This is a genomic window from Erythrobacter sp. S43 (genome assembly GCF_057364955.1).
This window is the reverse complement of record NZ_CP200285.1, coordinates 507,556-519,901: the sequence shown is the minus strand read 5'-3', so window position 1 is coordinate 519,901 and position 12,346 is coordinate 507,556. Positions and strand designations below refer to the sequence as shown.

The following is a 12,346-nucleotide window of genomic DNA, read 5'->3' as shown; positions in this document are numbered from 1 at the left end:
CTTCGTACGAGCGCTCGAATAAAGAGTTTCAGCAAGTGAGATCGAATGCGCCTTCGCAACAGGGCTCGTTCGGTAGGGAGCGCCCCAATCCGAGCGACCCATACGCCTCACGCGTGAGGTCATCTCGCGAGCGCTACCATGATCCGTATGCTCGTGTGCAGGATGACGCGGTTCGCGACCAGACGATCAGCGAGTACTCGGGCAGCGACTGGGGCAGTTAATCATGCTGCTTGAGGGCACGAATAACGCTCTTTTTACTCTGGCACGCTAAAAGTTGATCCGAGCAGTTTCTTGAAAGGCAAAGCGATGCGCGCATTGGTTGACATTATTGGCACGGTGACAGGATCTATCCGTTTCATCTTTGGTATGTTCTTCCTGTGCATCTTCGGCCTGGGGTTGATGGCGACGGTCGGCGCCGGATTCATTGCACCCAAAGCCGCAGACAAGGTTGCAAAGAAAGCTGAGGAAGTCAGCGATCGCGCAATCGAAGCGGCCAAAGAAGATGCGCGCAATCGATCTTACGCGGCTGAAGGTTGGGGCTATCCAGCCGACTGACTATGACAATGCGTCGTCTCATCACTGATGTTGCTGATATTGCCAATCAGAACCTGAGCGGCAAGCGTTACCACTATAAGAACCAGCTCCAGAACAAGCCGGTCAAGAAACGCGTGGGCAACGCGGTGGCAGGTTTCTGGTTTCGGATGGTCCTGATCGGGCTTGCTTTTTCAACTATGGGCAGCGTCGCCACAATTTATGGTGCGTGGTCTAAGCAACAGGCAAGCGAAGCGGCTGCCGCCGCCGAAGCCGAAGATGCGCGGCAACGCAATCCATGGGCTTTGAAGAAATGACATTCTAAGCACGGCAAAGCTGTGATTGTCGCTAATGCACGCTTGCATTGTGCTTGGGGCGCGCCTATCTGACCCCCATCCCGACATTGCTGATGAAAGGATGCTGGCGCCGCAAGGGGCCGGCCCGAAGCAGCATTGTCATGCAACTTGACTACTCACGGACCCGATGACTGATCTCACCCGCCTGACACAACTGATCGAACCCGAGGCTAAGGCTCTCGGCTTTGAACTTGTGCGCGTGCAGATGATGCAATCCGAAGCGGGCGAGGGCGGTCAGGCGCTGCAGATCATGGCCGAAGACCCGACAACTGGTCAGCTCGTGATCGAACAGTGTGCCGAGCTCTCGCGCCGGATTTCCGATCTGATTGACGAGAATGAAGAGAACGGCATCGTGCTGGTCGAAGGTGCCTATCACCTAGAAGTCTCGTCGCCCGGCATTGATCGTCCGCTCACTCGTGAGAAGGATTTCGCCAATTGGGCGGGGCATGAAGCGCGCATTGTGATGCAAAAGGGCTGGACCGGTGAAGAAAAGGCTCAGCGGGTTTACAAAGGCATTCTGAATGGGCTGGAGAGCAACGTGCTTTCGCTCGACGATGCCAAACAGGGCGGCGTTGAGTTGCCCTATGACAAAGTTCACACGGCGAAGCTGGTCCTGACCGACAAGCTCATCGCCGCGACGAAACCGCTTGATGCAAGCGGCGCAGACACTATCGAAGAAGTTCAAGAAGAGAAGGCAGACGACTGATGGCCAGTGCCATTTCCGCCAACAAGGCAGAATTGCTTGCGATTGCAAACGCTGTTGCTTCGGAAAAGATGATCGACAAGTCGATCGTTATCGAAGCGATGGAAGAGGCAATCCAGAAATCGGCTCGTAACCGTTACGGCGCCGAAAACGACATTCGTGCAAAGCTTGACCCGCAAACCGGCGATCTCACGCTGTGGCGCGTGGTTGAGGTGGTTGAAGAGGTCGAGGACTACTTCAAGCAGGTCGATCTGAAGCAGGCCAACAAACTGCAAGACGGGGCGGCCATTGGCGACTTCATCGTTGATCCGCTTCCGCCGGTCGATCTGGGCCGCATCGACGCGCAAAGCGCCAAGCAGGTGATCTTCCAGAAGGTCCGTGATGCCGAGCGTGAGCGTCAGTTCGAAGAATTCAAGGACCGCGCGGGCGAAGTCATCACCGGTGTGATCAAGTCTGTCGAGTTCGGTCACGTTATTGTGAACCTTGGCCGCGCCGAAGGCGTGATCCGCCGCGATCAGCAGATCCCGCGTGAAGCCGCCCGTGTCGGCGAGCGTGTCCGCGCGCTGATCACGAAGGTCGAGCGCAACAATCGCGGCCCGCAGATCTTCCTCAGCCGCGCTGCGCCTGATTTCATGCGCAAACTTTTCGCGCAGGAAGTGCCCGAGATTTACGACGGCATCATCGAGATCAAGGCCGCTGCTCGCGATCCGGGCAGCCGCGCCAAGATCGGCGTCATCTCGCACGACAGCTCGATCGATCCGGTTGGCGCCTGTGTTGGTATGAAGGGTAGCCGCGTTCAGGCTGTCGTTCAGGAGCTGCAGGGCGAAAAGATCGATATCATCCCGTGGTCGGAAGACACCGCGACCTTCGTCGTTAACGCGCTTCAGCCCGCAACTGTGGCCCGCGTGGTTCTCGATGAAGATGAATCGCGCATCGAAGTGGTCGTCCCCGATGATCAGCTTTCGCTCGCCATCGGTCGCCGCGGCCAGAACGTGCGTCTCGCCAGCCAGCTGACCGGTCACCAGATCGACATCATGACCGAGGAAGAGGCTTCCGAGAAGCGTTCCAAGGAATTCGCCGAGCGTTCGAAAATGTTCGAAGAAGAGCTCGACGTCGACGAAACGCTCTCGCAGCTGCTTGTCGCTGAAGGCTTCGCTGAGCTTGAAGAAGTTGCCTATGTCGAACTGGCTGAACTCGCTAGCATCGAAGGCTTCGACGAAGAGCTTGCTGAAGAACTCCAGTCGCGTGCCCAGGAAGCGATCGACCGTCAGGAAGAAGCGCACCGCACCGCTCGCCGTGAGCTGGGTGTTGAAGACGATCTGGCTGAGATCCCGCATCTGACCGAAGCTATGTTGGTCGTGCTGGGCAAGGCCGGTATCAAGACGCTCGACGATCTGGCTGATCTCGCCACCGACGAGCTGATCGCGAAGAAGCGCGAAGCCCCGCGTCGCCGCAACAATGCTGATGGCCCGCCGATGCGTCGCCCGCAGCGTGAGCAAGACAAAGGCGGCGTGCTGGGTGACTATGGTCTGAGCGAAGAGCAAGGCAACGAAATCATCATGGCTGCGCGTGCGCACTGGTTTGAAGACGAGGAGCCCGCTGCGGCTCCCGCTGAGGAGGCCGCCGATGCGGACTCCACCCAATGAGCGCGTAACCCCAGACATCGTTGAAGCCACCAACTCTCCGAATTCGGGGAGCGAGAGGCGCTGCATCCTATCCGGCGAGACCCACCCGCGCGACAACCTCGTTCGGCTGGCAATTTCTCCGGATGGCGATGTGCTGCCAGACCCGGGTGCCAAGGCCCCTGGACGGGGTGCATGGGTCGCGCCGGACCGTGCGGCGCTTGAAACCGCGCTGGAGAGTGGCCAATTCAGAGGCGCGTTGGCGCGAGCGTTCAAAGGCGCGAAGCTTAGCGTGCCCGACGATCTGCCCGACCGGATCGAGGACGCACTGCGCAAAAACGCGACGGATCGACTGGGTTTGGAGCTTCGTGCCGGGAACATAATTCTTGGCTCTGGCCGCATTGGCGATCAGGCCCGCACGGGCCGCATTGCGTTGCTCTTGCATGCCAGTGACAGCAGCGAGGATGGACGCAAAAAGCTGGATCAGGCTTGGCGCGTTGGCATCGAAGAAGAAGGGTCAGGCAAACGCGGGCTGGTTATACCACTGGACCGCAACGCTTTGTCTGTGGCATTGGGCCGTGAAAATGTCGTCCATCTGGGCGTTTCGGGCCATGCACACGATCTGCGCGCGGCGCATCGGGTCAGCCATTCGGTTAGCCGTTTGGCAAAATTCGTTGGCACCGATGACACGCAAACGGCGCTGCCAGAGCCCGTTTTGCAAGACGACATAGAGAATACTGAAGGATAAACGAGCTAGCATGAGCGACGAAGAGAAAAAACCTGCACGCAAACCTCTTGGCCTGAAAAGGGCGGTGGATGCTGGCGAGGTCAAGCAGACCTTTAGCCACGGCCGCACCAACAAGGTTGAGGTTCAGGTGAAGCGCCGCCGTAAGCTCGTGAAACCGGGCGAAACTCCGGCTCCCGAACCTGCGGCTGCGGCGCCTCCGCCACCACCTCCGCCCCCTCCGGCGAGCGAAACGCCTGCCGCGCCGAAAAAGCCGGCTGCGCCAAAAGAAACGCCGCAAGAACGCGTCGCGCGTCTTCAGCGCGAGGCCGAGGAAGAGCGCCTGCGTCTCGCCGAAGAAGCGCGCAAGCGTGACGAGGTGCAAGCCAAACAGGCTGTCGAGGACGAGAAGAAGCGTCAGGAAGACAACAAAAAGGCTGAAGAAGAAGCTGCCAAGCGCGCCAAGGAAGAGGCCGAGGCCGCTGCCAAAGCCGAGGTGGAAGCGTCTGCTGCTGAGGAAGCCGAAGCCAAGAGCGGTAGCCCGACACCGGCTGGCCGCAAGTTTACGCCTGTCGCACGTCCGGAGCCCAAGCGTCCGGAAAAGAAGAAAAAGAAGACAAGCGTACCGCTAAAGACACTGGCGGTGGCGGCAAGGACAAGCGCCGTTCTGGCAAGCTCACGGTTACGAAAGCGCTGAACGAAGACGAAGGCCGCCGTGCCCGAAGTCTCGCGGCGCTGAAGCGTGCGCGCGAGAAAGAGCGCCGTCTGCAGGGCGGTGGTTCATCCAAGCCGCGTGAGAAGCAGATCCGCGACGTTGTCGTGCCCGAAGCCATCACCGTGGGCGAACTCGCCAAACGGATGGGTGAAAAGGGCGCAGACCTCGTCAAAGAGCTCTTCAACCTCGACATGATGGTCACGGTCAACCAGACCATCGATCAGGATACCGCAGAGCTTCTGGTCGAACAGTTCGGCCACAATATCGAGAAGGTTTCCGAGGCCGACGTTGATCTGTCGACCGAAGAGGATGTCGATCCGAAAGAGACTCTGAAACCGCGTCCGCCGGTTGTGACCATCATGGGCCACGTCGATCACGGCAAAACCTCGCTGCTCGACGCATTGCGCGGCACCGATGTGACGCGTGGTGAAGCAGGTGGCATCACCCAGCATATTGGCAGCTATCAGATCACAACCAAGGATAAAGCGAAGATCACCTTCCTTGATACGCCGGGCCACGCCGCATTCACCGAAATGCGTCAGCGTGGTGCGAACGTGACCGATATCGTCGTGCTCGTTGTGGCGGCGGATGACGGCATCATGCCGCAGACGATCGAAGCCATCAATCACACCAAGGCTGCTGGCGTCCCGATGATCGTGGCGATCAACAAGATGGATAAGCCCGAGGCTGATCCGAACAACATCCGCAGCCGTTTGCTCGAACACGAAGTGATCGTGGAATCGATGTCGGGTGATGTGCAGGATGTCGAGATTTCAGCCAAGGAAAAGACCGGTCTGGATGAACTGCTCGAGAAGATCGCGCTTCAGGCTGAATTGCTTGAACTGAAAGCGCGCCCTGATCGTGACGCTGATGCGACTGTGATCGAAGCACAGCTCGACAAGGGCCGTGGTCCGGTCGCAACGGTGCTGATTACGCGCGGGACGCTCAAGCGTGGCGATACCTTCGTGGTTGGCACCGAAAGTGGCCGTGTCCGCGCCATCGTCAACGACACGGGTAAGCAAATCAAGGAAGCCGGCCCATCCATGCCGGTTGAGGTCCTGGGCCTTGGCGGTGTTCCGTCAGCTGGCGACCAGTTGACCGTGGTCGAGAACGAACAGCGTGCACGCGAAGTGGCTGATTACCGGAAGGAAAAAGCAACCGAGAAGCGCACCGCTCTGGCTCCAACCAGCTTCGATACGATGTTCAACAACCTTGCTTCGAACGTCATCGAATGGCCGGTTCTGGTCAAAGCCGACGTTCAGGGCTCGGTCGAAGCCATCGTTAATGCGCTGCACAACCTCTCGAACGACGAGATCAAGGTGCGTGTGCTTCACGCTGGTGTGGGTGCGATCACCGAGAGTGATGTGACACTTGCGGGTGCTTCGAATGCGCCGATCATCGGCTTCAACGTGCGCCCGAATGCGAAGGCTCGCGAGCTGGTGAAGCGCGATAACGTGCGCATGATGTATTACGACGTCATCTACCACCTCACCGAAGAAGTCGCGAAAGAAATGGCTGGTGAGCTTGGTCCAGAGCGGATCGAGACCGTGGTTGGCCGTGCGCACGTCAAAGAGGTCTTCAAGTCCGGCAAGAAGGACAAGGCAGCTGGTCTGCTGGTCGAAGACGGCGTCATTCGCAAAGGACTGTTCGCACGTCTCACACGCGAAGATGTCATCGTCTCGGCGACGACCATCGCTTCGCTTCGCCGTTTCAAGGACGATGTCGACGAAGTCCGCTCTGGCCTCGAATGCGGTGTGGTTCTGGAAGACACGAACGACATCCAACCGGGCGACCAGCTGGAAGTCTTCGAAGTCGAAGAACGCGAGCGCGTCATCGAGGTGAATTAAGGAGCCTGACCGGTGGCGAAGATCTGGGAAGGCCAGCGTTCGCCCTCGGCCGTTTTGATGGGCAGCGAGTTCGTCTCCTTTGACGAGGAGAAGGGTGAGCTGACCACCCGGTATACCCCGCCGCCCGAATTCGCGTCTCCGCGCGGTGCGGTGCAGGGTGGGCTTATTGCGGGCTTTCTCGATGAAGTCATGGGTGGTGCGCTGCTCGCGTCCACCGATGGCCAGCGCCTGCCGCTCAATCTCGACATGAATCTGTCGTTCCTTCGCATGGTCCCGCTTGAGCCGATCATAGCGAAGGGCCGCGTTGTGCGCGCGGGCAACCGCGTCGCGTTTCTTGAGGGTGAGCTCTACGACAAAGAAGGTCGTATTCTCGCACGTGCCCGCTCAACCGCTCTGCCGACTGACGTTCCGGGAGGTATGGAGTGAACGACAGCCAGTTCTTCCCCACCGACATCTCTCCGCACACCGCTCTGCTCGGGTCCGAGTTCGAGTCTTGGGATGAAGAAACCCAGACGGCGACGATGCGGTTTACCGCCAAGCGTGAGATGATCACCGCGCGCGGCAGCGTGCAGGGCGGGCTGGTTGCAGGCTATCTCGATGATGTGATGGGATACGCGCATGTGCGCAGCACCGAAGGCGTGCTTGCCCCATTGACCCTAGAATTCTCCATGTCGCTGCTAAAGCCCGTTCGCGAAGGACCCATCATTGGCAAAGGCCGTGTGGTGAAGGCAGGACGCCGTGTAATCTATCTTGAAGGCGAATTGCTCGGCGAAGATGGTGAAGTGCTCGCCCGTGCTACTTCGACCAACATTCCCACGCCGCGCCCGACCGGTGCGGGAGAGGGGATGACCTGATGCCGCGCTACCTCGCCCTGCTTGGCAGCATCAATATCGGCGGCAATCGGGTCAAGATGGTCGATCTGAAAGCCGCATTTGCCGATGAAGGATTTCAAGATCTTGAGACGGTCGCTGCAAGCGGCAATCTCATCATCACCGACACGCGTGAACCGGTTCTCATCGAAAAACATGCCGAACAAATCCTCGCCGACCGTTTCGGCTTCAACAGCTGCGTGATGGTGCGGACACAGGACGAGGTTCAAGCGGCGGTGGATGCCAACCCGTTCCATGGCACTGGCCCAGGACATGGATCGGACAAGATGGTGCACTCAATCTTCCTAAGCGCGCAGCCCGAACGCTCGGCATTTGATGCGCTTCTCGATGAGCACAAGGACAAGGGCAGCGAGAGGCTTGCGCTGGGTGAGCGGGTCCTGTTCCTCGATTATGTTCACGGCGTTGGCGTGTCTGACCTGTCGAGCAAGTTTCTGGAAAGGCGTCTCGGCGTGAAGGGTACGGCGCGGAATATGAACTCGCTCAAGAACATCCTGTCGAAGATGGGCTGACTGCGCTAAGGCGCCCGGCATGGCTAAACGACAAGACTTCACTGCTGAACAGCAATCCGTGCGCGTCCTGAAGGTGGGCGAGCGGGTGCGGCATATCCTGTCCGAATTGCTGGCGCGTCAGGAAGTGCATGATGAGACTGTCAGCGCCTCCAACATCGCGGTGACCGAGGTGCGCATGTCTCCTGACCTGCGCAACGCCACCGCCTACGTGAAGCCGCTGCTGGATGCTGGCGAAGATGATGTCGTGGTCGCGCTGCGCCAGAACACCGCATTTCTTCAGCGCGAAGTGGCCAAGCGCCTCGGACTGAAGTTCGCGCCCAAGCTTAAGTTTCGCAAAGACGAGAGCTTTGCCGAGGCAGATCGCATCGAAGAGCTTCTGCGCGATCCGAAAGTCGTCAGAGATTTGGGCGATGACCTTGCAGAAGGCGACGAAGCCTAAGTCAGGAGCACTCGAAGGTCAGCTGCGTTTTCGAGAAATCCCCTTCCGCCATGGCTTCGGGTGAAATCCAGAACTGGAACAGCCCCATATCAGGAAACCCCAATTCGGCCACATCATCATAGGATAGCTGCAAAAGCAGGTGGTCGCACATATGGTCGTCTCGGTTGTATTGAATACAGCCACCCACGCCAAACATGAGATGGGGGTATTGCAATGGGCGGCGAAGCTTTTCGTTGATGTACTCCAAAACAGCATCAGGAATAGCTTCAGCGGTGGCTTGGTCTCCGGTAATCATACGCCGCAGACATGCGCTGCGTATGTCCTCTATGCGGTATGAAACATGATATCGGCACAGGTCCTCAAAATCCGAACGGACCTTGCGCATGACTTCTTCGAGGATTTGGATTTCCTCTTTGCTCATCACTTCCCAAGGTTTGCGGCCTCGGACAAAATTCTCGAAGTGGTGGATCACTTCGGCGAGGCCTTTCCTCTCCTTTTCGAGCCTTGGAAGCTTTTCGCGATTCCCCGCCTCTAGAGCGGTCCGCAATTGGCGCAGGACGAGATCAGCACCGTACCACCACATTGAGTCTGCACCTTCGATCCCCTGCTTCGCCGCTTCGTTGGTCGAGAGGGAGTATTTTCGAGGCTCGACCAAAGCATCAAGGGCGCGATCCTGAGCGTTTTCGATCGCTTCGAGGTCCTCATATTCGTCGCTTACTTCGGGCAAGTCTTCGGGCAAACGCAGGCGGAACGCGTCCACTGGCCAGAACGGAAAGAGCTGCTGCGTTGCAAGTGAAGGACTTTCCGGCAGCGGGTAGTTGGTTTCTGTAAAGGCATGCGGCAGATCGGTTGGCGCTGCCGTTTGCGGAAGATTGCCTTTGGGCACATGGATCACCGCGCCGTCTCCGATGAAGAAAGCCAGCGAGCCAGTATTGGGCAGTGGCGTGTCGGGATGCGCCTCCGCAATCTCAGCCAGATCAAGTTGCGCGACAAAGGGTAGCGGCACACCGTCTTTGTCCCGTGGCCATTCGGCTTCGCCCAGCCTGGGTAAGCCGCCAAGGTGTGATCTATCATTGGACCAGTCGCGATCCTTCTCGCGCCTTTTGCGCACAATGGTGACAGGGTCGATGCGCTGACCGTGCGGCGTTCCCCGGCGTATCCATTCGGCAGCCAAAGCCTCAGCCTGACCATCAATGTCCTGAAACTCAGATTCGCGGGCCGCGGCCTCAACAGCTTCAGTATCCTCTCGGTCCAGATCCTGTTCAGTATGAGAAGTCAGATTGGCAAAACTGCGTTTGCGTGCTGGCGGCGGGGTGTTATTCTCGGCCGGCTCTTCCTCTACCTTGCGGCGGAAGCGCCGTTTCTTAGACTTTGGCGGTTTGGTTTCTGACGGCGTCCCTTCATCCTTTGCGGGCGGCGCGTAGGCCAAAGCAAGGGCTGCGAGCAGCGAGAGGATGGCAATCGCGGACCATTTCCCAACTGCATTCACTACAGGCATAACGGCCGAGTTTACGATGGTTGTCGCAACAGCGATCCGCCGTGTCTCGGTGTCGAGAGTGATTGGAGAAAACCAAACCAGCACTGCGAGCGCCACGCAGAATATTGCGATCATGCTCGTTAGTTTCAATTTACCCAGCGCAGCTTCCATTAAACGACCTCCAAATGGGGAAGGCGCTGCATTAGTCTGTTAAGGTTAAATCGGGACTAAGGTCTTCCAAACACGCCTGTTTAGCGAGGGAGCATTCGGGCGCGCAGCGTGATGTTGACCTTGTTGCCGACAATCAGCTGGAAGCTTTTCATCCCATAGTTCCTGCGGTCGATGCGTGTGGTGCCGGTGAAGTTAATCGGCCGACCACGCGCCACTTTGAACGGGTTCTGATCGAAAGTGACGCTCAACGTCTCGCTTCGGGTTACACCGCGTGCGGTCAATTGGCCCGAGACGGTTCCTTTTGTCGCGCTGGTCATGCTCAGAGACCGCCCAACGAACCGCACATTCGGGTACTTGGCCGTGTGAAAGAACTTGTCTCCCTTAAGCCGTTTCGCCGTCGAAGCGTCTGATGCGGTTAGCGCTCTCGCATCAAACGTGACATCAATCCGCGCACGCTGCGGCTGATCCCGCACAATTGTCACTGAGCCCGACATCTTGGGAAACTGCGCAGTTCTGCTGCCAAGCCCGAAGAATGACACTTTGGCTGTGACATTCGATGCGCCCGCATCAAGCCTGTAGTTGAGCGGTGCCGAACTGTTGGCGAGCGCAAGAACGGCAATAAGTGGCAAAAGGGAAAGTCGCTTGGCCTTGATGCCCATAACTCTCCCTCCCGTTTGCCGATCCGTCCCTAAGCCCGCCTACTATGTCGATCCGGGCACCGAGTAACTCACCGCTGCATCCGGACCCAGCGGGATCCCGAGATAGACCCATACCACAATGAGCACGATGCCCGATATCAGCAGCCAGATGGAATATGGCACCATCATCGCCGTGAGGCTGCCAATCCCGAAGTCCTTTTGCCAGCGCTGTGCGAAGACAAGTATGAGCGGGAAATACACCATCAACGGCGTGATGATATTCGTGGCGCTGTCACCCACGCGGTAAGCTGCGGTTGCACCTTCCGGGCTGATCCCAAGCAACATGAGCATCGGCACAAGAATGGGTGCAAGCAACGCCCACTTCGCGCTGGCTGACCCGACGAACAGGTTGAGCAGGCCAGCGAAGACCACCATCAGTCCAAGGACGAGCGGGAGGGGCAAGCCGGTGGATTTGATCGCATCAGCGCCGTGCACCGCCGAGATAAGGCCAAGGTTTGACCAGCCAAACATCGCCACGAAATGCGCAGCGGCGAATGCGAGGACGAGGTAATATCCCATGTCCTTCATAGATTCCGACATCATCGCAACCAGATCACGGTGGTTCTTGATCGCACCCACAGCCCGGCCGTATGCCCAACCCGTTAGCAAGAATAGCAGGAAGAACGCGGCGACAAGGCTGCGATATAGCGGGGCAAGCTGTGCGTGAATTGAGCATTCTGCACCCGGATTGGCCTCGCAAACAGCTTCGTCGATCAAGGGCGTGCCGGGCGCGAAAACCATCAGCACCCACAGTCCAACGACGAACAGCGCCGCAAGGCCAGCATGACGAAGGCCCTTGCTGACCAATGCATCATCGGGCTCGTCCGCAGTGGCCTGCTGAGCGCTCTCGCTCTCAATTGCCTGCGTGCCACCGGTCCAGGCGCCAAGGCGCGGCTCGATCACGCGATCGGTCACGAACCAGATGATGGGCAGGTAGAGGAATGTCATCGCAGCGATGAAATACCAGTTGCCCGCAATGTTGGTCGTCCAAGACGGATCGAGCGCGCTGGCATTCACTGCTTCTTCGGTGATCCCGAACAGCAATGCATCTAGCTGGCCCGGAGAGATATTGGCCGAGAAGCCTCCGGATACGCCGGCAAATGCTGCGGCAATTCCGGCAAGCGGGTGTCTCCCCGCAGCGGCAAAAAGGATGCCAGCAAGCGGGATCAGGACCACGTATCCTGCATCCGCAGCGTGGTTGCCCAGCATCGCGACCAAGGCGACAACCGGGGTGAGCAGAGCGGTCGGCGCGCTCTTGACGGCTTTGGACATGCCCGCCCCGAAGAAACCGGAGCGTTCGGCAACGCCAGCACCCAGCATCACGACCAGCACATACCCCAGCGGGTGGAAGTGAGTGAAGGTCTTGGGCATTTCGACCCAAAGACGCTGGATATTCTCGGGCGAGAGAAGGCTAACCGCTGTTTCAACGCGAAGCGCTCCAGTGGATCTCGTCTATCGCCGTTGGATGCACCGCAGAGACGCCTGCCAGTTCTGCGATGATCGATACAATGACCAGTGCAATGATCAGATAGAAAAACAGGAAAACCGGGTCGGGCAGCTTATTGCCGCTCCGCTCGATCCACCCGAGAATGCCACCCATTCCGCTTTTGTTTTCTGAAGCTGGCGCCGTTGCCATCGAACAATCCCCAATTCGATTGATGTGT

At 58.4% G+C, this 12,346-nt stretch carries 13 protein-coding genes and 1 pseudogene; 10 read left to right on the top strand and 4 right to left on the bottom strand.

Annotated features, from left to right (window positions below):
• The first annotated feature begins 306 nt into the window (after positions 1-306).
• From AC0V6K_RS02650 to rbfA, 10 genes and pseudogenes are all read left to right on the top strand, one after another.
• The gene (locus AC0V6K_RS02650; RefSeq protein ID WP_472624518.1) at positions 307-555 is read left to right on the top strand and encodes a hypothetical protein; all 249 of its coding nucleotides are present in this window, start codon (positions 307-309) and stop codon (positions 553-555) included.
• Positions 556-557: 2 nt separating this feature from the next.
• Positions 558-848, top strand: a complete 291-nt coding sequence (locus tag AC0V6K_RS02645; protein ID WP_486172542.1) for a hypothetical protein — start codon at positions 558-560, stop codon at positions 846-848.
• Between the two features lie 166 nt (positions 849-1,014).
• Positions 1,015-1,593: a ribosome maturation protein RimP gene (gene rimP / locus AC0V6K_RS02640; protein WP_472624514.1), complete on the top strand. Its 579-nt coding sequence runs from the start codon at positions 1,015-1,017 to the stop codon at positions 1,591-1,593.
• Positions 1,593-3,236 carry a transcription termination factor NusA gene (gene nusA / locus AC0V6K_RS02635; protein ID WP_472624512.1) on the top strand — a complete coding sequence of 548 codons (1,644 nt, stop codon included), beginning with the start codon at positions 1,593-1,595 and terminating at the stop codon, positions 3,234-3,236. The genes rimP and nusA overlap by 1 nt, the downstream gene beginning before the upstream one ends.
• Complete coding sequence (locus tag AC0V6K_RS02630; protein WP_472624510.1) at positions 3,217-3,960, top strand: DUF448 domain-containing protein; 744 nt, start codon at positions 3,217-3,219, stop codon at positions 3,958-3,960. Before nusA ends, AC0V6K_RS02630 begins: the two co-directional genes overlap by 20 nt.
• Before the next feature lie 10 nt (positions 3,961-3,970).
• Positions 3,971-6,498 (top strand): annotated as a pseudogene (infB, locus tag AC0V6K_RS02625) (translation initiation factor IF-2).
• Positions 6,499-6,510: 12 nt separating this feature from the next.
• Entirely contained in the window at positions 6,511-6,924 is a 414-nt protein-coding gene (locus tag AC0V6K_RS02620) for a PaaI family thioesterase (RefSeq protein WP_472624508.1), read from the top strand.
• A complete protein-coding gene (locus tag AC0V6K_RS02615) occupies positions 6,921-7,352 on the top strand; it encodes a PaaI family thioesterase (RefSeq protein ID WP_472624506.1) in 432 nt (143 codons plus the stop codon). The genes AC0V6K_RS02620 and AC0V6K_RS02615 overlap by 4 nt, the downstream gene beginning before the upstream one ends.
• A complete protein-coding gene (locus tag AC0V6K_RS02610; protein ID WP_472624504.1) occupies positions 7,352-7,897 on the top strand; it encodes a DUF1697 domain-containing protein in 546 nt (181 codons plus the stop codon). The genes AC0V6K_RS02615 and AC0V6K_RS02610 overlap by 1 nt, the downstream gene beginning before the upstream one ends.
• A 19-nt stretch (positions 7,898-7,916) precedes the next feature.
• Positions 7,917-8,336, top strand: a complete 420-nt coding sequence (rbfA, locus tag AC0V6K_RS02605) for a 30S ribosome-binding factor RbfA (RefSeq protein ID WP_472624502.1) — start codon at positions 7,917-7,919, stop codon at positions 8,334-8,336.
• 1 nt (position 8,337) lies between these two features.
• On the opposite strand, the gene AC0V6K_RS02600 is transcribed toward rbfA, so the two are convergent.
• The 4 genes from AC0V6K_RS02600 to AC0V6K_RS02585 form a co-directional block, all read right to left on the bottom strand.
• Positions 8,338-9,948: a DUF1963 domain-containing protein gene (locus AC0V6K_RS02600; RefSeq protein ID WP_472624500.1), complete on the bottom strand. Its 1,611-nt coding sequence runs from the start codon at positions 9,946-9,948 to the stop codon at positions 8,338-8,340.
• A 116-nt stretch (positions 9,949-10,064) separates the two neighbouring features.
• On the bottom strand, positions 10,065-10,643 hold the full coding sequence (locus AC0V6K_RS02595; protein ID WP_472624498.1) for a YceI family protein: 579 nt from the start codon (positions 10,641-10,643) through the stop codon (positions 10,065-10,067).
• Positions 10,644-10,685: 42 nt separating this feature from the next.
• Positions 10,686-12,053, bottom strand: coding sequence for an AbgT family transporter (locus tag AC0V6K_RS02590; RefSeq protein WP_472624496.1), 1,368 nt, complete (start codon positions 12,051-12,053; stop codon positions 10,686-10,688).
• 52 nt (positions 12,054-12,105) lie between these two features.
• Positions 12,106-12,282, bottom strand: coding sequence for an AbgT family transporter (locus tag AC0V6K_RS02585; protein ID WP_486172541.1), 177 nt, complete (start codon positions 12,280-12,282; stop codon positions 12,106-12,108).
• Positions 12,283-12,346: the final 64 nt, after the last annotated feature.